At 70.4% G+C, this 22,324-nt stretch carries 15 protein-coding genes; 9 read left to right on the top strand and 6 right to left on the bottom strand.

Annotated elements, in window-relative coordinates:
* Positions 1 to 164: 164 nt before the first annotated feature.
* The gene (locus ACWEF6_RS35640; protein ID WP_449686968.1) at positions 165 to 929 is read left to right on the top strand and encodes a bestrophin-like domain; all 765 of its coding nucleotides are present in this window, start codon (positions 165 to 167) and stop codon (positions 927 to 929) included.
* A complete protein-coding gene (locus ACWEF6_RS35635) occupies positions 926 to 2,233 on the top strand; it encodes a DUF6923 family protein (RefSeq protein ID WP_449686967.1) in 1,308 nt (435 codons plus the stop codon). The genes ACWEF6_RS35640 and ACWEF6_RS35635 overlap by 4 nt, the downstream gene beginning before the upstream one ends.
* Positions 2,234 to 2,237: 4 nt before the next feature.
* On the opposite strand, the gene ACWEF6_RS35630 is transcribed toward ACWEF6_RS35635, so the two are convergent.
* Positions 2,238 to 3,254 (bottom strand): autoinducer 2 ABC transporter substrate-binding protein, encoded by a 1,017-nt coding sequence (locus ACWEF6_RS35630; protein WP_449686965.1) that lies wholly within the window; start codon positions 3,252 to 3,254, stop codon positions 2,238 to 2,240.
* Positions 3,255 to 3,514: 260 nt separating this feature from the next.
* Between ACWEF6_RS35630 and ACWEF6_RS35625 the strand changes: the two genes are divergently transcribed.
* Positions 3,515 to 3,967: a DUF4396 domain-containing protein gene (locus ACWEF6_RS35625; RefSeq protein WP_310977632.1), complete on the top strand. Its 453-nt coding sequence runs from the start codon at positions 3,515 to 3,517 to the stop codon at positions 3,965 to 3,967.
* Positions 3,968 to 4,006: 39 nt separating this feature from the next.
* Here ACWEF6_RS35625 and ACWEF6_RS35620 read toward each other — a convergent pair whose 3' ends face one another.
* The 3 genes from ACWEF6_RS35620 to ACWEF6_RS35610 all read right to left on the bottom strand — a co-directional run bounded on the left by ACWEF6_RS35620 (position 4,007) and on the right by ACWEF6_RS35610 (position 9,899).
* Complete coding sequence (locus tag ACWEF6_RS35620) at positions 4,007 to 5,242, bottom strand: glycoside hydrolase family 88 protein (RefSeq protein WP_449686964.1); 1,236 nt, start codon at positions 5,240 to 5,242, stop codon at positions 4,007 to 4,009.
* A 205-nt stretch (positions 5,243 to 5,447) separates the two neighbouring features.
* Entirely contained in the window at positions 5,448 to 6,662 is a 1,215-nt protein-coding gene (locus ACWEF6_RS35615; RefSeq protein ID WP_449686963.1) for a hypothetical protein, read from the bottom strand.
* A gap of 297 nt (positions 6,663 to 6,959) precedes the next feature.
* On the bottom strand, positions 6,960 to 9,899 hold the full coding sequence (locus ACWEF6_RS35610; RefSeq protein WP_449686962.1) for an AfsR/SARP family transcriptional regulator: 2,940 nt from the start codon (positions 9,897 to 9,899) through the stop codon (positions 6,960 to 6,962).
* Positions 9,900 to 10,010: 111 nt separating this feature from the next.
* Here ACWEF6_RS35610 and ACWEF6_RS35605 point away from each other — a divergent pair, with 111 nt between their 5' ends.
* The 3 genes from ACWEF6_RS35605 (at position 10,011) to ACWEF6_RS35595 (ending at position 13,991) form a co-directional block, all read left to right on the top strand.
* Positions 10,011 to 10,667, top strand: a complete 657-nt coding sequence (locus tag ACWEF6_RS35605; RefSeq protein WP_449686961.1) for a hypothetical protein — start codon at positions 10,011 to 10,013, stop codon at positions 10,665 to 10,667.
* Positions 10,668 to 10,696: 29 nt separating this feature from the next.
* A complete protein-coding gene (locus ACWEF6_RS35600) occupies positions 10,697 to 12,268 on the top strand; it encodes an alkaline phosphatase D family protein (RefSeq protein ID WP_449686960.1) in 1,572 nt (523 codons plus the stop codon).
* A gap of 241 nt (positions 12,269 to 12,509) precedes the next feature.
* Positions 12,510 to 13,991 (top strand): glycoside hydrolase family 28 protein, encoded by a 1,482-nt coding sequence (locus tag ACWEF6_RS35595; RefSeq protein WP_449686959.1) that lies wholly within the window; start codon positions 12,510 to 12,512, stop codon positions 13,989 to 13,991.
* Between the two features lie 174 nt (positions 13,992 to 14,165).
* On the opposite strand, the gene ACWEF6_RS35590 is transcribed toward ACWEF6_RS35595, so the two are convergent.
* Positions 14,166 to 15,353 (bottom strand): glycoside hydrolase family 88/105 protein, encoded by a 1,188-nt coding sequence (locus tag ACWEF6_RS35590; RefSeq protein WP_449686958.1) that lies wholly within the window; start codon positions 15,351 to 15,353, stop codon positions 14,166 to 14,168.
* A 352-nt stretch (positions 15,354 to 15,705) separates the two neighbouring features.
* On the opposite strand from ACWEF6_RS35590, the gene ACWEF6_RS35585 reads away from it, so the two are divergent.
* Positions 15,706 to 17,478 carry an alpha-L-fucosidase gene (locus ACWEF6_RS35585; RefSeq protein ID WP_449686957.1) on the top strand — a complete coding sequence of 591 codons (1,773 nt, stop codon included), beginning with the start codon at positions 15,706 to 15,708 and terminating at the stop codon, positions 17,476 to 17,478.
* A 50-nt stretch (positions 17,479 to 17,528) separates the two neighbouring features.
* Here ACWEF6_RS35585 and ACWEF6_RS35580 read toward each other — a convergent pair whose 3' ends face one another.
* Complete coding sequence (locus tag ACWEF6_RS35580; protein WP_449686956.1) at positions 17,529 to 18,752, bottom strand: amylo-alpha-1,6-glucosidase; 1,224 nt, start codon at positions 18,750 to 18,752, stop codon at positions 17,529 to 17,531.
* Positions 18,753 to 18,814: 62 nt separating this feature from the next.
* On the opposite strand from ACWEF6_RS35580, the gene ACWEF6_RS35575 reads away from it, so the two are divergent.
* Positions 18,815 to 19,951, top strand: a complete 1,137-nt coding sequence (locus ACWEF6_RS35575) for an ROK family protein (RefSeq protein WP_449686955.1) — start codon at positions 18,815 to 18,817, stop codon at positions 19,949 to 19,951.
* A 304-nt stretch (positions 19,952 to 20,255) separates the two neighbouring features.
* On the top strand, positions 20,256 to 22,187 hold the full coding sequence (locus ACWEF6_RS35570; RefSeq protein ID WP_310977588.1) for a S53 family peptidase: 1,932 nt from the start codon (positions 20,256 to 20,258) through the stop codon (positions 22,185 to 22,187).
* Positions 22,188 to 22,324 lie beyond the last annotated feature (137 nt).

The following is a 22,324-nucleotide window of genomic DNA, read 5'->3' as shown; positions in this document are numbered from 1 at the left end:
CCTCGCAACTGCGCCGAATCGGCGACTTTCGTGATCCTCGTGCGGCCAGCAGGATGAATTCCGCCCTTTCTGTTGTCCGCCCGTAAATGGGTGACTAACTTGAGCGGTCCCGGACGTGGAATGCCGGGCAGTGCTTCCCGCGCTTCGCGGGCGAAAGGACCCGGATGAACATCTTCGTGGCCGGCAGTCTCTGGGTGGCCGGCGCGGCCGTCGTGGCGGGTGTGATCGCGTACCTGGTCCGCCGGTTCGGCTGGGACGAGGGCCGGCCTGACAACAACGACGCGGCGGGCCAGGTGTTCACCATCGTCGGCGGGCTGCACGCGGTCCTGGTCGCCTTCGTCCTGATCTCGCTGTTCGACTCGGTGAGCGAAGCGAGCCAGAACGCGCAGACCGAAGCCGACAGCCTCGTCGCGGCCACCTGGGCGGCCGACGCGCTGCCGGCCGAGACGAAGGACCGGGTGCACCAGCTCGCCGCCGCGTACGCGCGGACGGTCGAGGAGCAGGAGTGGCCGCGCCTGGCCGACGGCGGCCCGGTGCCGGCCACGGGCGCGACGCAGCTCGACCAGATGCGCGAGGCGGTGGCGGCCGCCCCGGCCGAGGACGACTGGCTGCTCGACCGCAAGACCGAGGCGAGCAACCAGCTCTGGTCGGTCTACCAGGCCCGCGAACAGCGGCTGGCGCACTCCGGCGCGGACGGCGTCGGCGCCGTCGTCTGGTTCGCCCTGATCCTCGGCAGCCTGATCACCGCGATCCTGCTGCCCAACCTGTTCGGCGGCACCCGGCTCGCCGCGCACATCATCATCGTGTCCACGCTGGCCGGCACGATCACGTTGCTGCTGTTCGCCATCTACCAGCTGCAGAACCCGTTCAGCGGCGGCGCGAAGGTGGCGCCGGAGGCGTTCACCTCGGCCCTGGAAAGGCTGGCTTGACCGGCACGCGGGCCCGCTGGGCGGCGATGCTCGGCGTGGCCGTGGCGGTCTCGGCGCTGCTGGCGGCCACGGGCTGGCTCGCACCGCCGTCGGCGAAGGAGCCGGCCCACGCGCCGGGCGGCTGCACGGTCCTGCAGGCCGAGAACGAGCGCGACGGCGCACCGACGACGTTGCGGCTGATCTCCCTGCCCGGCGGGGTGACGCGCCGGGTGAGCCAGGCCGGCTACTGGATCAACGCGATGGGCTACTCCGCCGCGCAGGGCGTGATCTACGGCGTCGCCGACGGCACCCGCGCCGGCCGCTACCCGGGCGCGCACGCGGTGCGGATCGACACCGCCGGCGTGGTGACCGACCTGGGCGTGATCGGCCGGGCCGGCGCGCGGAAGCCGGTGTGGAGCCCGGTCACCGGCGCCACCGCGGGCGCGATCGACGGCGACCGCTGGTACGTCCGGCAGGGCAGCGATCTGTACACAGTGGACATCGACCCGGCGGCGCCGGACTACGTGCGGGTGGTGCACCGGACGGCGCTGCGGCCGGTGTCGCTGGCCGTCGGGGTCGACGACTTCGCCTTCGACCCGGCGGACGGGCTCCTCCACGGCGTCTCGGCGACCTCGCGCGGGGATAGCTCGGTGGTCACCCTCGACCCGTCGAGCGGGAAGGTCGTGGTGGTGCCCGGGCTGAAGTTCCCCGAAGGCGGCGCGTACGGGTCGGTGGTGCTCGCCCCCGGCGCGATCTACGCCACGGCCAACCGCGCCGGGCAGCGCAGCGTCACCTACCGCCTCCCGCGCGACGGCTCGGGCCCGGCCACCGAGGTCGCTTCCGGGCGGCCGCTGGTGAGCGGCGACGCGGCCGGATGCTTCGCCGAGGCGCCCGCACCCCTGCCCCCACCGCCGCCGACGACCCCTCCGGGGCAGTCCTCACCTCCGCCGACGACACCCCCGGGGCAGTCCTCGCCCCCGCCGACGACGCCTCCGGGGCAGTCGTCACCTCCGCCGCCGCCGCCCCGGACCGAGCCGCCGGCACCGGAGCCATCACCCCCGCCGCCACCACCGGTGGAGCAGCCCGTCGTCGCGCCGCCGACCCCCGTGCCGGCCCCGCCGCCTGTGGTCACGCCGGCGCCGTCCACCCCGGCCCCGCCGCCTTCGCCGCCGCCGACACGCCACTCGCGTCCGGAGAAGAAGACCCAGCCGGTCGTCCAGGACGCCGGGCACCGCACCGAGCAGAAACGGCGCTGGGGGCTGACGGCGCTGATCCTGGTGCTCGGCGGCGGCGCGGCGGTCGGTCACGTGCGCCGGCACCGGTGAGGGGTCAGTACTTGAACTGGTCGACGTTGTCGGCGGTGATGAGCAGGGGATCGCCCAGCAGGACGGTCTTCGTCGCGTCGTCGTACTTCACCGCCGGCAGCTCCAGGCTCACCTTGTTGACGGCCTGGAGCGGCTTGCCGTCGGCGACCTGCTTCGCCGTCCACGCGGTCAGGTAGCCCAGCGACTCGACGTTCCACAGCACCGACTGCGAGCACGAGCCCTTGAGCAGGTACGGCTTGATGGCCTGCGGCGTCCCGACGCCGACGGTGAACACCCGGCCGATCTTCTGCTCGTCGTCCACCGCCTTCGCGACGCCGGGCGCGGACGTCGTGCACTCGCCGATCAGCCCGGTCAGACCGGGGTGGGCGGCCATGAGCTGCTTGGCGAGGACGGTCGCCTTGTCCGTGTCTTCGCCCGCGTACACGGTGTCGACCAGCTCGGCCTTCGGGTAGCGGCCGGCCGCGTACTCCTTCTGGACGGCGATCCACGAGTTGAGGTTCGCCGCGGCCCGCCCGCAGGAGACGATCGCGTACTGGCCGGTGCCGCCGGTCTTCGCCATCAGCGCGTCGACGAGCGCGGTGCCGATGCCCTGCGCGCTCGCCTGGTTGACGAACACCTCGCGCTGCGTGCCCGGCGCGTCGGTGTCCGAGGTGAGCACGTGGATGCCCTTCGCCCGGGCCTCGGCGATCACGCCCGCGAGCGCGGCCGGGTCGTTCGGGGCCACGACGATGACGTCGACCTTCTTCGCGATCAGGTCGCGCACGATGGCGACCTGATCGGCCGGGTCGACGGTCTCCGGGCCGGTCGAGTGCCACACGACGCCGAGCTGCTTCGCCGCTTCGCGGCCGCCGTTGTCCATCGCCTGGAAATACGGGATGTCGCGGACCTTGGGCACGAACTCGATCCGGGTCGGTGCCGGGGCGGGTGCGCTGTCCAGCTGGTCCGAGCAGCCCCCCAGCGCGAGCGCCGCAACCAGTGCCATCGCCGCGACCAGCCGGGAAGTCTTCGACGGCCCTCGCATCTCCACCCGTTCCTCAGGAAATTCGATCGGTTCGATGGGTCTGCGCGTGGTGGAGACCAAGGGCGAACGTAGGGCCCCGGGTAACTGTGGTCAACGGGATGTGCGCAAAGGGTTACGGAAGTGAGTTGTGTCTCGGGCGGTCGCGGAGGTGAATGCCCTGGCCGGACGCTTTCGGTTACGCTCCGTAGTAATCTGCCTGCCTCGGGTGGTGTGACCCGGGAGACGTGCGTCAGGTACCCCCTAGGGGTATAGTCCGAGTCATGAGCGAACAGCACGGGGCTTCGTGGGCGACGGCGATCCAGGCGACTCTGCACTGCCTGACCGGCTGTGCCATCGGTGAGGTGCTCGGCATGGTGCTGGGCACGGCGTTCGGCCTGCACAACGCGGCCACCGTGGTCCTCTCGATCGCGCTGGCCTTCGTCTTCGGCTACGGCCTGACCATGCGGGGCGTCCTGAAGTCGGGGATGAACCTCCCGGCGGCGTTCAAGGTCGCGCTGGCCGCGGACACCGTGTCGATCGCCGTGATGGAGCTGATCGACAACACCGTGGTCGTGGCGATCCCGGGCGCGATGGACGCGGGGCTGGCCAGTCTGCTCTTCTGGCTGGCGCTGGTCCTCTCGCTGGCGATCGCGTTCGTCGTCACGGTGCCGGTCAACAAGTGGATGATCGGGCGCGGCCTCGGGCACGCCAAGGTGCACGCGCACCACCACTGAGCAGGGCGTCCGGGGAGGTGGCGGCCTCCCTGGACGCCGCTACCCGGCGGACAGGTCGACCGCGCGGTCGACCTTGCGCCGGTCGAGCACCCGCAGGATGCCTTCCAGCAGGTAGTAATCGGCGTAGGGCAGCGAGACCTCGACGCCGTCCTCGGCCGGGCGGTTGCGGGTGCAGCGGGCCACACTGGCCTCGGCGCGGGAGGACTTCGTCGTCAGGCACGTCCGCGACACCGCGGTGAGGATCCGCAGCGCGCTCTCCCGGTACTGCGGGCGGTGCGTGAGCTCGGCCAGGTCGAGCAGGCCGCACGCCATGATCACGCCGGCGGAAGCGTCCTTGACGTCGTTCGGGGCCTGCGGGGCCAGGTAGTCCCACACCGGAACGTGGTCGGCGGTCAGCCGGGACAGCGCGAAGTCCGCGAGCCGGCGGGCTGTGGTCAGGAACTCCGCGTCCCCGGTGCGCCGGTGGATGGTCGTGAACCCGTAGACGCCCCAGGCCTGCCCGCGCGACCAGCACGACGTGGGGCTGTAGCCCTGCACGGTGTTCGGCCCGATCGGCGCGCCGGTGACCGGGTCGAAATCGAACACGTGCGGCGTCGACCCGTCGGGGCGCAGGAAGTTCCGCTGCGCCGTCTTCGCGTGCGCGACGGCGATCTCGAGGTACTTCGGGTCCTGCGTCTGCGCGCCGGCGAACGCGAGCAGGTCGAGGTTCATCATCGTGTCCATGATGACGCGGCCGGCGTTGTTCGGGTCGGACAGCGCACCCCAGGCACGGATGAACCGCCCCGCCGGGTTGTAGCGCTTGATCAGCGACGACGCCGCCTGGATCGCGCCCGCCTTCCACTTTTCGTCGCCGGTGAGCCGCCAGGCGGTCACCCACGAAGGGTAGAAGAGGAATCCGAGGTCGTGCGTGCCCGTGTCGTTCTGGCGCGGCGCGAGTTTTTCGGCGGACGCCAGCGCGAGGGTCTTGAATTGTTCTTCGCCGCTGTACAGCCAGGCCAGCCACAACTGGCCGGGCCAGAATCCGCCGACCCAGTCGCCGTTCTGCGAATAGGTCCATTTCTCGAACTTCGTGCCGACCGGGAACGCGGTGACCCCGGGGGCCACCGCGCGGAGCTTGCCCACCGCGTAATCGGCCGCTTGGCGGAGCGTCCGGGTGACCGAGGCCAGGTCGGAGGGTTCTGGGGTGGCGGCCGAGGCGGCCGTCGAGGTGCTGGCGCCCACCGCCACCGCGGCACCGGCCGCGGTGGTCAGCAGGGTTCTCCGGGAAACGCTCACAGGTACCCGCCATTCCGTGATTTCGTGATTCCGTGGGAGGGAATTTTGGCACGCACGGCGGGGCGTTGTACACCCGGTGGAAGTCTGTTCACGGTTGTGAATTATGTGCCGCTGAGTGGAATGGCCGGGAAATGGGCGAAGGCCCGGCGGGGGACACCGGGCCTTCGCCGTTGTCGCGGGTGAGGGCAGTCAGCCGCGACGGTTTTCAGCAGTGCGGGGCGACCGGCTGGTCGGAACCCGTCTGCAGGTAGGTGTCGGACACGTAGTGGCCCGGGCCGATCCGGTCCCAGATGTTGCCGGTGCCGAACTTGCCGGTGACGGTGTCACCCTCGACGTAGCACTCGATGTTCACCTTGGCGTAGTTCGCCGCCAGGCCCTTGATGGCGGCCGAGGTGCTCGCGCTCGCCCGGACGTTCATCGGGTCGCCGGCCGTGCTGACCACGCCGGTCGGGCCGGAGCCGGTCCACAGGTAGGTGACGTTGACGTTGCCGTTGTCGGACATGCCGAGGCCGTCCCAGAAGACGCCGTCGGCGAGGTCGATGCCGGCCGGGTTCTGCACCTTGTAGCCGAGACCGCTCTTGCCGCCGTTGTAGCCGTTGTGGTACGCGGCGTACGCCTCGGGCTGGCCCTGCGGCAGGTCCTTGAACTTGGTCCGCACCGACGCCGGGTTCCAGTAGTCGTCCTGCTCGTTCCACGGGCCGACGTCCCACACCGGCGCGTACTCGCACTTGCTGCCGTCGGTGCGGCAGACGCGGACCGAGTAGTTGCCGGTGCCCTTCGGGGCCAGTGCCTTGCCGGACGGCAGCGCGACGAAGTGGTCGCGGCTGGTGATGACGTGGCCGTTCGCGGTGGTTCCGCCGGGCAGGCCCTCGCGGGTGCCGTACACCTTGTAGGTCAGTTCGGTGCCGGCGGTCAGAGCGTTGGCTTGCGGGGCGCTGTCGGCGCTGAGTTTCACGCCGGTGACCGACGGGCGCACGCCGTCGGTGCTGCTGTGCAGGCTGATCCGCACCTGCACTTCGCTGACGGAGCTCTTCAGCGTGGTGCCCGCGGGAGTCCACTCGGTCCAGTCGTCGACGCCGGTCCGGCCGCGGACGTCGACGTCGACCGACGTGCCCTTGGGGGTGTCGGCGGTCAGTTCCGCGCTGACGCGGTTGGCGGCCGAGCCGAGCTTGTGCTCGGCGGTGGTCAGGCTGCCCTCGCTGCCGGCGAACACCCGGGCGGTCCGGTGCCAGGCGGCGTCGGCCAGGGTGAGCGTACCGCCCGCTCCGGTGACGTTGACGTCGTTGCTGTCCACAGTGGACAGGTCGGCGGTCCAGTTCGTCGTGGTGGCGGCCTGGGCGGGGGCTCCGGCCAGTGCCGTCACCGCCCCGGCGGCCAGGACCGCCGCGGTCACGCGGCCGGCTTTCATGATCCGGATCATCCCCGGTTCTCCTCTCGCACCTGTTTCGTAGGTGGGGGAAGAGTGACTGGGGCGTGTACATGATCCGTACAACGGGGTTGTGCGGTTCCGCTGCTGGTTGCGGGGCCTCCCTGCCGGGGGCTCCCCCGCCGGCCCGAACGCCGGATTGTTCAACGGCCGACAGGCTGTGTCAAGGCGGGAAAGATGCCTTGACACAGCCTGTCGGCCGCTGAGGGCGGCTGCGTATCGGTTCGGCAGGGGGGTGTGGCCGGAGGTGTGGCCGGGGGCGGTCGTTGTGCGCGGGCTGCCGCGCCGAACTCAGGCTGAAGCGATGTGCGGGCGCTCCTCGGCCACCACGACCGTCGGCTCCTTCGGGCGCGTTGACAGCTCGCGCCAGATGGCCAGCGCCCTCTCCGAGTAGTCCCGCGAGCGCTCCGGCTGCGACAGTGCCCGGTGCAGCTCCCCGAGCAGCTGTGACACCTCGGCCTCCGACCGGCGGTCCCCATTGCGCCTGTGGACCGCCAGGGAGTTCACCAACAGCAGTTGCGCGTGTGCGAAATCTCCGCTGTGCAAGCACAGCTCGCCCAGGTTCTGGTTTGCGTACCCCACGCAGTGGTCGTCGCCGAGGTCGGTGAAGATTGCTATTGCCCGGTCCACGTGCTCGCGGGCCGCCGCCAGGTTGCCCTGGTGCTGGAACAGCAAGCCCAAGCGCTTGAGGGCGTGGGCTTCTCGGTGGCGGTCGCCGATCGAGGCCGACAGCTCCAGGGCGTCCGTTATCCAGCGCCTTGCCGCCGCGTAACAGCCTCGGGACATCCACACCGCTCCCGCCCCCAGGCGGGCCACCGCCTCTCCGTTCGGGTCGCCGGCCTCCGCGAACAGCTCCAGTGCCTCGTGGCAGTGGTCGAGGGCCAGGTCGTCGTCGCCCTCGATGCGCAGGATCGTTGACAGCCCCGTCAACGCGACGGCCACCCCCTGGGCGTCGCCGACCGCGTCGAACAGCTTCTTCGACTCCTCGAACGCCACCCGGGCCTCGGCGTACTCGTCCTGGTACAGCAGGTACTGCCCGAGGTTGCGCTGGACGATCGCCTCGGCGCGGGCCGAGCCCGTCCTGCGGGCCGCCGCCAGGGCCACCAAATGGGTGCTGTGCCAGTCGTCCTGGGGGCCGCGGAGGTCGAAGTACGGCGTCAACGCCGAAGCCAGCTGCCACGCCAAGTCGTCGAATCCGTGCTGGGCAGCCAACGAGACCGCCGCCACCGTCGTGTGGCGCTCGGCCGCGAACCACGCCGCCGGGTCTTCGGGCAGGACGTCGGAAGGCACCGCCGGGCGCGGTAGCTCGTCGTCGCAGTAAGCGCCGAAGAAGTGCAGCGGCATCCGGCGCGCCGCCTCGAGCGCGAGCCCCAGGTAGCCCTCCAATGCCCGCCGCAGGCCGGCGCGGGTCTTGGCCGCGTCGCTCCGCTCGGCCAGCTCCACCGCATACACGCGCAGCAGGTCGTGCAGCCGGTACCGCGGCTGTCCTGCCGAATCGGAGCCCACCAGCTCGACGAGGTGGCCGTCGACCAGCACGTCGAGGACGTCCTCGGCCTCCCGGCGGCCCAGCACGGCCGCGACCGTCCACGCCGGGAACTGGACCGGCCCGAGCAGGCCGAGCCCGCGGAAGGCCGTCGCCGCCGACATCGGCAGCAGGTCGTACGACAACGTCACGCTCGCGCGGACGGCGAGGTCGCCGACGCGCAGCTCGTCGAGGCGGCGGCGCTCGTCGCCCAGCCGGTCGGCCAGCAGCCGCAACGTCCAGCCCGGCCGGTGCGTCAGCTTCGCGCCCGCCACCCGGATCGCCAGCGGCAGGTGCCCGCACTGGCGCAGGATCGCCGCGGCGCTCTCCGGCTCGGCAGCCACCCGCTCGCCGCCGACGATGCCCTCCAGCAGGCGCGCGGCCTCGGCCTCGGGCAGCAGGTCGACGTCCACCGGCTTCGCGCCGGCCAGCCCGGGCAGCCGGATCCGGCTGGTCACCAGCACCGCGCACACCCCGGCCCCCGGCAGCAGCGGCCGGACCTGGGCTTCGCTGCCGGCGTCGTCGAGCACGACGCACATCCGCCGCCCGGCCAGCCGCGACCGCAGCAGCGCCGAACGCTCGGCCAGCTCGCGCGGCAGACCGGCGTCGGGGATGCCCAGCGTGCGCAGCAGTTCGGCGAGCACGCTCATCGGCGCGCGCGGCGACGACGACGTGCCGGCCAGGTCGACGTGCAGCTGGCCGTCGGGGAACTCGTCGCGGATCGCGTGCGCGACCCGGACGGCGACCGCCGACTTGCCGACGCCGGGCGCGCCCGACAGCACGACCACGGCGGGCGTGCCGGAATCCGCGCGCTCCCGCAGCAGGGTGACGACGTCGCGGATCAGCGCATCCCGGCCGGTGAAGTCCGGCAGGTCCAGGGGCAGCTGGCAGACCGGGGCGACATCGGCGGGGCGCGCGGGGGAGAGCACGCTTTCGGGGACGAGGGTCGCGCGCAGCTCGCGCAGCCGGGCACCCGGTTCGGCGTCGAGCTCCTCGCGCAGGACCCGCTCGGCCGACTCGTACGCCTCGATCGCGTCGCCGGTCCGGCCCGCAGCGCGCAGCGCGACGATCAGCTGCGCCCAGAGTTCTTCACGCAGAGGGTGCTCGGTGACCAGGCCGCGCAGCTCGGCGATGGCCTCGCCGGAACGGCCGAGGCCGATCCGCGCGCGCAGGCGCTGTTCCTGCACCGACAGCCGCAGCTCGGTGAGCCGGGCGACCGTCGCGCCCCAGCTGTGGTCGTGCGGCAGGCCTTCGAGGACTTCGCCGCGCCACAGCGCGTCGGCCTTGTCGAGGAGTTTGAGGGCGCTCTCGGCTTCGCCGCCGTCGAGCGCTTCCTGCGCTTCGCCGGCCAGGGCGGCGAACGCGAGGTGGTCCAGTTCTTCCGGCGCCGCGGTCAGCAGGTAGCCGGAGGCCCGGCTGCTGATCCGCTCGCCCAGGTCGGGGTGGATCTCCGCGAACCGTCTTCGCAGGGAATGGACGTACGTGCGGATGTTCGCCGCGGCCGAGCGCGGCGCCGAGTCCGGCCACAGCACTTCCACCAGCACGTCGGTCGACACGACGACGTTCGGCTGCAGGGCCAGCGCGGCCAGCAGCAGCCGGGGCTTCGGGCCCCCGAGGGCGATCACCCGCCCGGCGGCGGTGACCTCCAGCGGACCGAGGACGCGGATGATAAGCGAGGTGGTCTCAACCTGCCCGATGAGTTCCCCCATGTCCCGGACTCTAGGACCGTCCGGGCGCACCGGCTAGATCCATTCGGAGTGTCCGAGCGCACAGGGCGGCCTTTGTACGGAACGTGTACGGCGAAGGCCGACGCTGCCGGCATGAAGCGATCGATCCTCCGGCGCACCGCCGGTACCGGCCTGACCCTGGCCGCGGTCGGCGCGCTCCTGACCGGCGGCGCGGTCGAGGCGTCCGCGGCGGCGAGCGGGACCGTGAAGACCGCGGGCGACCCCCTCAACGTCCGCCGCGCACCCACCACGGCCGCCACGGCGGTCAAGACCGTCGCCAACGGCGCCACCGTCGCCATCGACTGCCAGGTCAACGGCTCGTCGGTGACCGGCCCGTACGGCACCGGCACGTTGTGGGACTACGTCCCCGCGCTCGGCGGGTACATCTCGGACACCTACGTCTTCACCAACTCCGACACGCGGGTCGCGCCCGACTGCGGTGTCGGCTCGGGCAGCGGCCAGTGCGCCGACGCCTGCGCGGGCGAGGCGCAGTACCGCTCGTCCGACTCGCACTTCCTGGTCTACGACACCGACGCCGACGGCTACTCCGCCGTGGTCGCCTACTGGCTCAAGGGCGGCGCCGGGCCGTTCTACGTCTGGAACTCCGGCGGCGAGGGCTCGAAGGTCGACAAGGCCGTCACGGTCCCGCACGGGGGCTGGGTCTTCTACAAGGTCTGCGTCGCGAACTACACGACCGCGAAGCCCGACCTCAAGTCCTGCAGCGACGGCATCACCGACTTCGCGGCCTGACCGCGTCCACCACGAGAAAGGGCTTTCCCATGGGTCAGGTCAACCGGCGCAAGGTGCTGCTCGGCGGGCTCGCCGCGGTCACCGCCACCGCGGCTTCGGCGGCGCTCCCGTCGTGGGCGAACGCCCGCACCACGGCCGCCGCCCCCGCCGTCCACGATCCCTTCCAGCTCGGCATCGCCTCCGGCGACCCGCTGCCCGACAGCGTGGTGCTGTGGACGCGGCTCGCCCCGGCGCCGCTCAACCCGGACGGCTTCGGCGGCATGCCGGACGCCACCTACGCGGTCGACTGGGAGATCGCGAACGACGCGGCGTTCAGCTCGATCGTGCAGCGCGGCTCGGTGGACGCCGTCCGCGCGTCCGGCCACAGCGTCCACATCGAACCGACCGGGCTGCAGCCGGCCCGCGAGTACTTCTACCGGTTCAAGAGCTCCGGCTACCTCTCGCCGGTCGGCCGGACGCGCACCGCGCCCGCTGCCGGGGCCGCGGTCAACCAGCTCAAGTACTGCTTCAGCTCCTGCCAGCACTGGGAAGAGGGCTACTACCACGCGTACAAGGGCATCGTGGCCGACGACCCGGACCTCGTGCTGTTCCTCGGCGACTACATCTACGAGAAGAAGTCGGGCCGCACCGCGCAGGAGCGCAACCCGCGGAGCCTGGCGTTCACCGAGGACGTCACCACGCTCGCGCAGTACCGCGCCCGCCACGCCCAGCACAAGACCGACGCCGACCTGCAGGCCGCGCACGCGATCGCGCCCTGGATCGTCGTGTTCGACGACCACGAGGTGATGAACAACTGGAACGGCACCACCTCGCCGGCCACGGCCGCGCGCAAGGCCGCCGGGTTCCAGGCCTTCTACGAGAACACCCCGATCCGGTCGACGGCCAAGCCGAACGGCGCGTCGATCCAGCTCTACCGGCAGTTCCTCTGGGGCAACCTGGCCCGCTTCCACATGCTCGACACGCGCCAGTACCGCAGTGCCCAGGTGCCCGACCCCTCCGGTGACGCCGGCCCGGCCTGCGCCGACATGCGCAGCACCTCCCGCAGCATCCTCGGCGCCACGGAGGAGGCGTGGCTGCTCAAGCAGTTCGAGTCGCACCCGGCGACCTGGGACTTCCTCGGCCAGCAGGTCTTCTTCGCCACGCGTGACTCCGACGGCAATAAGGCCACCTGCGAGAGCAACGACTCCTGGCAGGGCTACGAGGCCTCCCGCAACCGGATCCAGCAGGGCTGGGTCGACCGCAAGGTCGTTAACCCGGTCGTGCTCACCGGCGACGTCCACCGGCACTGGGCCGCCGACCTGCGGCTCGACTACTTCGACCACAGCGACCCGGTGATCGGCTCGGAGCTGGTCACGACGTCGGTGACCAGCAACAGCGACACCGCTTCGCCCCCGAGCGCGGCTTGGTACGCGAACAACCCGCACGTCAAGTACTGCAAGGGCGAGCGCGGGTACGTCCGCGTCACGACCACGCCGTCGCAGCTGCGGGCCGATTTCATGACGACGTCCGACACGAGCGTGTACGACCCGGCGTCGGTGGTGATCAAGAACGACGTCAGCTACGTGGTGCAGGCCGGGAAGGCCGGGCTCCAGAAGGTCTGAAACCACGCTGCGTGACTCCCGATCATGGCGGATTCACGTGGCGGACCGTGAAAAACGCACGGGGCCCGCGGGCCCGGTGAAGGTAGACTCCGAGAATCCTGAATGGACACGGGGGACCCGCGCCGCGACTGGGGGTGGCGCGGGTCCCCGGGCGATCTTGACATTTCGTTCGCCCCACTCGTAATCTGGGTGTTCCGCCGTCATGCCGAATTCTTCGAATCCATGACAAGGCGGTTCCACGGTGAAAAAACTCTTGCTGATCACCTTCGCGGTGGCCGGGCTGGTGGTGGCCGGCGCCGGCGTTTCCACCGCCGCGCCCGGCGGCGTCTACGACGTCAAGGACTACGGCGCCAAGGGGAACGGGTCGGCCAACGACTCGGCGGCCATCGACAAGGCGATCACCGCGGCGAACGCGGCGGGCGGCGGCACCGTCCGGTTCACCTCCGGCACCTACAAGTCGGCGAACACCGTTCACCTCAAGAGCAACGTCACGATCCAGCTCGACGCCGGGGCCACCATCACCGGGTCGAGCGCGGACACCTACGACAAGCCCGAGTCGAACCAGTGGGACGACTACCAGGACTACGGCCACAGCCACTTCCACAACGCGATGTTCTTCGGCGACAAGCTGACGAACATCGGCTTCACCGGCGCGGGCACGATCGACGGCGGCGGCAACCTCATCACCGGCAACCCGAAGTCCGGCGAGGCCGACAAGATCCTGTCCCTCACCCGGTGTGACGGGCTGACGCTCTCCGGCGTCAAACTGCGCCGCGGCGGGCACTTCGCGGCGCTGATCAACGGCTGCACCAACGTCGTTTCCGACCACCTGACCATCGACACGGCGAGCGACCGCGACGGCTGGAACATCATCAGCACCACGAACGTCACGATCACCAACGCTTCGATCGCGGCCAACGACGACGCGCTGGTGTTCAAGAGCGACTACGCGCTCGGCGCGAAACTGCCGAACGGGAACGTCACGGTGACGGGCGCGAAACTGTCGGCGGTCTGCTGCAACGCGCTGATGTTCGGCTCCGAGACGTGCGGCGACTTCACCGGCTACCACTTCTCGGGCATCACGATCACCGGCGCGCACAAGTCCGGCATCGGCATCGTTTCGATGGACGGCGCGAAGATTTCCGACGTCCACTACCGCGACATCACGATGTCCGGGACGTATTCGCCGATCATGATGAAGATCGGCACGCGCAAGCGCTGCGGCAACAACCCGGGGGTCGGCTCGATCAGCGGCATCACGTTCGACAACATCACCGGCACGCACACGGGCAGCAACTTCAGCCCGACGATCTGGGGCGCGGACAGCAGCCACCGGGTCTCCGAGGTCACGTTCACCGGCGTGAAGCTGAACGTGCCGGGCGGCAACGGAACGATGGGAACGGGTGTCCCCAGCAACACGGCGACGGACTACAACCCGAAGAGCATCGGCACCCGCCCGTCGTACGGCTGGTACCTGCACTACGCGGCGGGCATCCGCTTCGTGAACAGCTCGGTGGAGTTCGCCAAGGACGACGGCCGCCCGGCGAGCATCGTCAACAACAGCTCGGACATCACGTTCGACCACTTCACGGCGGAGAAGGGCTCGAAGAGCCCGTTCGACGTCGGCTTCCAGTCGGTGACGGGCTACTGCGTCAAGGACTCGGCCACCACCGCGGGCTCCGCCCTCCGCCTCACCACCTCGGACTCCACCTCCACCTGCTGACGTTTCCGTATCCCATGTGATTGAAGCCGGAACTCGCGTGATCAGGGCCGTAACTAGCGAGTTCCGGCTTCAATCACGCGAGTTCCGTGCTCGATCACGCGAGATCCGGGTTACCGCACAGGACGAAGGGGCCCCGGCCGGTTGGCCGGGGCCCCTTCTGCGGCGTCGCGGTGGTCAGTGGGAATACTGCTCGTTCATGATCAGGAACGCGCCCAGGCCGTGGAAGTCGTTGGTCTTGCGGGCCCGGGCGTAGTAGTACGACAGGTCTCCGACGTTGGTGCCCTCGCAGATGTCCGTGATGTTCGTGAGCCCGTCCGAGCCGAGCGACACCTTGCGCAGCACGCCGGCGTACCCGCGATCCGCCACCGCCTGGTAGGACGCCGGGAGGTAGCCGCGCTGGACGCCGCGGGCCATGGTGAACGTGTACATCGAGGACGCCGACGTCTCCAGCCAGTTCTTCGCGTCGCCGCCGCGGTCGACCACCTGGTACCAGCGGCCCGTCGAGGCGTCCTGGTACCGCTGGTAACCCGCCGCCAGGAAGCGGATGACGTCGATCAGGGCCGCCCGCCTCGGGTGGTCGGCCGGCAGGACCTCGAGGATGTCGATGGTCGCCATGCCGAACCAGCCGATCGCGCGCGCCCAGTGGTACTTCGAGTGGTGCCCGGAGCCGGACGCCCACGACTCCGAGCCGTCCTCGTCGTAGGCGTGGTACAGCAGGCCCTTCGCCGGTTCGCGCAGGTGGCTGAAGTACACGACGATGTTCTTCGCCGCTTCCTCGAAGCAGTAGCCGCCGTCGCCGAACGCCGCGCCGTACAGGGCGAGGAACGGCTGGGCCATGTAGACGCCGTCGCCCCACAGCTGACCGACCTTGCTGGTGGCGTGGAACATGCCGCCGTCGGACGTGCGGGGGTAGGACGGGAACCGCTTGCGCAGCTGGTCGGCCGCCGTCTTGTACTTCTTGCGGCCCGTCTCGCCGTACAGCAGCGGCAGCATCTGGCACGAGCGCATCGAGTCCAGATTGGTGAAGCTGTTGGAGATGCCGCTGTCGGTGATGAACCGGTCGTACCAGGCGATGATGTAGTCGAGGTACTTCTTCTCGCCGGTGCGCTTGTAGAAGAGGTACTGGCCGTAGAGGTACAGCCCGAGCGTGTAGCCCCAGCCGCCGATCTTGTCGGGTGTGTAGCGCTTCATCGTCGAGTCGATCACGGCACGTGACCAGTCCGGCGGCGGGGCCGCGCCGCCGATCGGGGGCAGCTGATCCGCCGCCCGCGCCAGGGGACCCGCCGCGGCGAGGGCGCCCAGGGCGCCGAGCGTGCCGGCCAGGACCGCGCGCCGGGTCGGGCGAAGGGGATGTTCGGACATCGTCGTCCCTCTCATACGCTGGCCCCGCGACGCGGTGAAAAAGGTGGCCGGGATGCCGATCCGCCGTCCGTCGGCATCCCGACCAGCTCTGGGGGGCGCGGCGTGCTGCCCGTGTCGCCGGAGCGATGGTCTGGTGAGCGAAAGCGCTCTCGGGGAAACATCTACTCGCCTCCCGGAGTCGGCGTCAAGAGAGATCAGATCTCTCGCGTCATATATCAGATATTTAACCCGAACGGCCGCAGTGAGCATGTACCGGCCAGCGAAACTCCGCGGAAAGGTCGGATGTAAGTCTTGACCAGCGCTGTTCGTGAGGAGTACACCACCGGGTGGACCAGACCACTGGAGGTCGTCAATGGCAGACAGGTTCCTCCGCAAGGTGCTCGTCGCGTGCGCGGCGGCGCTGGCGGTGTCCGGGCTCATCGCCGCGCCGGCTTCGGCCGATCTGCAGAAACCCTCCCAGCAGTGGCTGCGCGACAGCCAGGCCGGGCTGTTCCTGCACTGGGGCATGCGCACGACACCCGGCTACACCAGTTGCAGCGCCTGGGAAAAAGCGATCACCGACGGCGGGTGGAGTCCCGCCTACTGGGTCACCGAAGCCGAGAAGCTGCACGCGTCCTACCTCGTGCTCGCCTCCTTCCACAGCCGCCTCGGCTACTCGCGGGCCTGGCCGTCGAAGATCCCCGGCAGCTGCAGCACCAAGCGGGACTTCCTCGGCGAGCTGATCGCCGCCGCGAAGGCCCGCGGGCTCAAGGTCATCCTCTACATGACCAACGACGCCCAGTGGCACGACGAGGGCGGCCACGAGTGGCTCGACTCGGCCGGCTACTCGAAGTACAAGGGCAAGGACGTCGACCTCGACAGCCAGGCCGGCTTCGGCCAGTTCAGCTACGACAACTTCTTCGAGGTCATGAAGAACTACCCCGACCTCGGCGGCTTTTGGATCGACAACGACAACGCCTACTGGGAGTCGCACGACCTCTACCGGCAGATCTACCAGCAGCGGCCGGACTACCTGCTGAGCAACAACAACGAAGACACCCCGATCATGGACACGATCAGCAACGAGCAGAAGACCGGCATGACACCGTCGTACGACTACCCGCAGGCGACGTACACGGCGATGCCCCGGCTCACCGAAGCGTGCTTCAAGCTCCCCGACACCGGTTCATGGTGGTACGGCGGCTCGAACCCGCCGGTGACCAAGATGCTCAACCTCGGCCGGCTCATCACGAACTCGGGCTCGTCGATCAAGTCGCTGATGGCGGAGACGGCCATGGTGAACGGCAAGTTCCCCGCGAACCAGGAGGCGTTCAACAACTTCGCGAAGACCTACCTGGACGCGATCTGGGAGTCCCTCGGCGGCACCGAAGGCGCCGGGTACCTGTACGGCGGCATGCAGCCGGGCTTCTGGAACGACGGCGCCCACGGCGTCATCACCATCAAGGGCGACACGCAGTACGTGCACGTCCTGACCAAGCCGTCGGGGAGCACGCTCAAGATCCGCGACAACGGCTACCGCGTCCGCCGCGTCACGAACCTGCGCACCGGCGCGGCGATCTCCTTCAGCCAAGGCAGCGGGAGCCTGTCCCTGACCGGACTGTCCGGCTGGGACACCTACGACACGGTGTTCAAGGTCGAGACGGCCGGCCGCACCGGCACGTACGACCCGAAGACCGTGACGCTCAAGGCGAGCGCGTCCGCCAGTGGCCACAGTGGACAGGCGGCGAGCGACGGTGGTTACCTCACCTACTTCGACAACAACAAGACGCTCCCGGTCAACCTCGACTACGACCTCGGGACGGCGAAAAAGGTGCAGTACCTCGGGATCAACCAGCGGGAGGACTCGGTCAGCTACGCCCGGTCGGACAGCGAGCAGTCGGCGCGGATCAAGGCGTACAAGGTGTTCGTGTCGAGTGACGGCAAGGACTGGGGCAGTGCGGTGAAGTCCGGGACGCTGCCGAGCCACCGCGGCGTCCAGTTCGCCGACCTCTCCGCGGTGACCGCCCGGTACGTCCGGCTCCAGGTGACGAGCACGTACGCGGCGTCGAGCGACAGTTCGCGCTACAAGCGGCTGCGGATCGACGAAACCTGGGTGGGCTCGGACTACGCGACCGCGGCGGGCTGAGCCGGACAGACCGCCCAGCCGCCCCCGAACGCGGCTGGGCGGCCCGTTCCTCAGGTCCGCTCGGCCAGCAGGTCCACGGCCAGCGCCGCGGTCCAGCTGAACGAGCGGGTGCCGTGCCCGGCCCCGGTCAGCGGGTCGACGTACTCCGCGAAGCCGGTCTGCGCGGCCGTCTCGACGAGGTCCTCGCGCAGCCGGGCGGCGAGGGCGAACTCGCCGTGGCGCAGCAGGCCGTGGCGGACCAGCCAGCCGACGTTGGACCAGGACGGCCCGCGCCAGTAGCGGCCCGGGTCGAAGCCCGGTGCGGTCAGGTCGTAGCTCGGGACGCCGTGCACCCGGCCCAACCGGAAGCGCGGGCCGGTCGCCGTCTCCAGCAGGGCCGGAGCGACCGCCAAGTCCGGCAGCACGAGCGGCAGCAGGCCCGCGCACGTGTGCTCGCGGATCAGCGAGCCGGTGCGGACGTCTCGGGCGAAGAAGAAGCCGTTGTCCCACAACGTTTCCTGCAACGCCTTTTCGAGGCGGGCCGCCGCTTCCCGGTGCGCGTCCGAAGGCAGGCCGAGCTCCTCGGCGATCTGGGCCAGCGCCAGCTCGGCGTCGGCCAGCAGGGCGTTGAAGCCGGGATCCTCCACGACGAACTCGCCGGCATCGGCGTAGCCGCTGTCGCGGTAGGCGGCGGCGAGCCGGACGTACCGGCCGTAGTCGTCGTCGCTCGGCCGGTCGCCGGCCTCGCCGTGCTCGAGGTCGCGGCGGACGAACCCGGTGGCGAGCGGGACCCGGGACAGGGGCTCGTCCCACGCCGGGCTGTTGTCCATGCCGGACTCCCACGGGTGCACGATCGCCACCAGCCCGCGCCCGCCCGCGTCGCGGCCGGTTCGCAGGTAGTCGTGCCAGGCCACCAGCTTCGGGTACAGCGCGGCGAGGAACTCCCGATCGGGCGCGGTCTCGTGCACCGCGAGCACCGCGCGGGCGTGCACCGGCGGCTGGACCAGGCCCGACGTGCGCCCGGCCTGCCAGAACGACGGCCCCGGGAAGTACGCCTCGGGCGGCGTCCCCGGGTCGAACACGATGTGCGGGACGCGGCCGTCGGCCCACTGCGCTTCGAACAGCGTCACCAGCTCGCGCCGCGCCCGCTCGGGGGAGAGGTGGCGCAGGCCGAGGGCGATGAAGGCGGAGTCCCAGCTCCACTGGTGCGGGTAGAGCCCGCGTGAGGGCACGGTCGACGCGCCGAGCCAGTTGCCCGCCAGGACCTCGGCCGCCCGCCCCCATGTTACGTTCATATGTCCAATCTATCTCCGACTTGTGTCTTGTCAATGGACAAAAGTCCGAAGGGGGTCGCGGGATGACCAGCGCCGGCGAGCTGTTGCGGCTGGTCCGGACGGGGCAGGCGACCACCCGGAAGGCCCTGCAGGGGCGCAGCGGGCTGTCGCGTTCGACGCTGACCGCCCGCCTGGACCGGCTCCAGGCGGCCGGGCTGCTCGCCGAGGGCGGCCAGGAGGACTCCACCGGCGGCCGCCCCGCACGGCACCTGCGGTTCGACGAGCGGCACGCCGTCGTCCTCGCCGCGAGCATCGACACGACGCACGCCGAGGCGGCCGTCACCGACCTGGCCGGACGGGTCCTGGCCCGTCGCGCGGGGGAGCTGCGCGTCGCCGACGGCCCGGAGCCGGTGCTCGACCGGATCGCGGAGTGGTTCGAGGAGCTGCGGGCGTCGGTGGACCGGCCAGTGTGCGGAGTGGGTGTTTCGGTCCCGGGCCCGGTGGAGCCCGGCCGCGCCCGGGTGACGCAGCCGCCGATCATGCCGGGCTGGGACGGCTACCCGATCGACGACCACCTCGGCGCGCGGGTCGGCGCCCCGGTGCTGGTGGACAACGACGCGAACCTGATGGCGCTGGGCGAGCACCGCGCCCGCCACCCGGACTCGGCGGCCCTGGTCGTCGTGAAGGTGTCGACCGGCATCGGCGCCGGCCTGGTCCTCGGCGGCGAGGTGTACCGCGGCATCGACGGCGGCGCGGGCGACATCGGCCACATCCGCCTCCCCGGGCACCCGGAAGCGCAGTGCTTGTGCGGCTCCCACGGCTGCCTGGCGGCCGTCGCCGGCGGCGGGGCGCTGGCGGCCCGCTTGACGGACCTGGGCCTGCCGACGGCGTCGGGTTCGGGCGTCCGCGACCGGATCGCGGCGGGCGAGCCGGCCGCCGTCCGGCTCGCCGAAGTGGCGGGCCGCCAGGTGGGGGAGGTGCTGGCGACGCTGGTGTGCGTGGTCAACCCGGGAGTGGTGGTGATCGCGGGGGATCTCGCGGAGCCGCACTTCGTAGCGGGTGTGAGGGAGGTGCTGTACCGAAGGGCCCTGCCCCGGGCGACGCAGAACCTGCGCGTGGAAATCGGCGGCCGCGGCGAACGAATGGCACTGGCCGGCGCGGTCGCGATGGTGGTCGACGCGGTGTTCGCCCCCGCGGAGGTGGACCGGCGGCTGGCGTGACGGCCGAACTGCCGTCACCGCCGGACTGTCCCGAGTGGACGGAGCAACCTACTTTGGTAGGTGGCGCCCGCCCGGAGCGCGTGGTCTGCGGTACCGGCACGAATCGGACCAACCGCGCATCGAATACCATTCCTCGCGTTTTCTCCGCGACAAATCGGATTTCCGTACCACCGTTAACGGTCGGCGAATTCCTGGCGAGATAACGGTTCCGCAAGCACTTCCGCACGAGTGGAACACCGATCTAGTCTCACCCGGTGTTCCAAGGCCCATTTCCTGGGGGCCGCATTCGAAGAGGGAGATTTCTGTGCGAAGAAGCTCCACCCTGCTCCTTTCGCTCGCGGTGGTGGGTGGCCTGACCGGCACCCTGCCGGCGACGGCGTCCGCGCAGGGGCGTCAGGACATCCCGCAGTCCCACCCGTTGTGGGCGAACGCGCAGGCGAAGGTCGCCGACACGGCGCCCGCCGCGAAGCTGAGCTTCCGGGTCTACCTGAACCAGCGCGACAACGCCGGTGCCGAGGCGCTGGCCCAGGCCGTGTCCGACCCGGACAGCAAGGCCTACCGCCAGTACCTGAGCCCCGACCAGGTGCGTGACCGCTTCGCGGCCAGTGACGCGACGGTGAACGCCGTCAAGGCGTGGCTGACCGGCAGCGGCTTCAGCATCGGCGAGATCCCGTCGAACAAGGCGTACGTCGAGGCCACCGGCACCGCGGCTCAGACGGAGAACGCGTTCGCCGTCGACCTCGGCAAGTACCGGGTCAAGGGCCAGACGCTGCGCGCCGCCGACAAGAACCTGTCGGTGCCGGCGAACCTGGCCGGGGACGTGCTCGGCGTGGTCGGCGTCGACCAGGCGACCAACCTGTTCAAGCCGGACCACGCGACCGGTTCCGGCACGCCGTCGGACGTCGCGCCCGGGCCCGGGTTCCGCAACGCGCCGCCGTGCAGCGCCTACTACGGCGAGAAGATCGACACCACCGATCCCGCCTACAACGGCAAGCAGCTGCCGTACGCCCCCTGCGGCTACACCCCGGCGCAGCTGCGGTCGGCCTACGGCATCGACAAGGTCGGCGCCGACGGCAAGGGCACCACGATCGCCATCGTGGACGCCTTCGCCTCGCCGACCATCTACGCCGACGCGAGCACGTACGCCAAGAAGAACGACCCGGCGCACCCGCTCAAGCAGAGCCAGTTCAAGCAGCACGTCTTCCCGGCGAACCCGGTCCTCGAGCCGCCGGACCAGTGCGACGCGGCCGGCTGGTACGGCGAGGAGACCCTCGACGTCGAGGCCGCGCACGGGCTCGCCCCGGGTGCGGACATCCTCTACGTCGGCGGCGAATCCTGCGAGGACAACGCCCTCGACGTGGCGCTGAACTACGTGATCGCCGGCCACAAGGCCGACATCGTGTCGAACTCCTACGGCGACACCGGCGAGGACATCCCGGCCGACGAGGTCAAGGTGTTCAACCAGATCTCGCTGCAGGCGGTGCTCGAGGGCATCGGCGTCTACTTCTCCTCGGGCGACAACGGTGACGAGGTCGCGCGCCTCGGCACGCCGTCGCCGGACTTCTCCGCCTCGGCGCCGTGGATCACCGCGGTCGGCGGCACGTCCATCGCCATCGGCAAGGACGGCAAGAGGATCTTCGAGACCGGCTGGGAGACCAGCAAGTCGACGCTGACCAACGGGGTCTACGGCCCGGCCGCCTACACCAGCGGTTCCGGCGGTGGCACGAGCCGGCTGTTCGCGCAGCCCTTCTACCAGAAGGGTGTCGTCCCGGACGCGCTGGCGAAGAAGAACCAGACCGGCAACAACAAGGGCCGCGTCGTGCCGGACATCTCCGCGGTCGGCGACCCGAACACCGGCTTCCTGGTCGGCCAGACGCAGACCTTCCCGGAGGGTGCGCACTACGACCAGTACCGGATCGGCGGCACGAGCCTCGCGTCGCCGGTGTTCGCCGGCATCATGGCGGTGGCCGACAGCTTCGACCACTTCCACCACGGCTTCATCAACCCGGTGATCTACAAGCTGACGTCCCGCACGCCGGCGATCACCGACGTGAAGCACGTGGACGCCGCGGTGGCCCGCGTCGACTACGCGAACTCGGTCGACGCCTCGGACGGCCTGCTCCGCTCGGTCCGCACGCTGGACTACCAGGGCCTGACCATCCACACCACCCCCGGCTACGACGACGTGACGGGGCTCGGCACGCCGAACGGCCTGCTGTTCCTGCTGCTCGTCTAGCACGGTTCACGAAGTCTGCCGCGGCTCGTGAGTGGTAAGGAGGGTTCTAACCCTCCTTACCACTCACGACAGCCGCGGCAGACTTCACAACAGGGGGATGTACCCGGTGTCCGGAGTTACCCCCTCCCCGCGGACGA

Source organism: Amycolatopsis sp. NPDC004772, from assembly GCF_053601215.1.
This window is presented reverse-complemented; position numbering and strand designations above follow the sequence as displayed.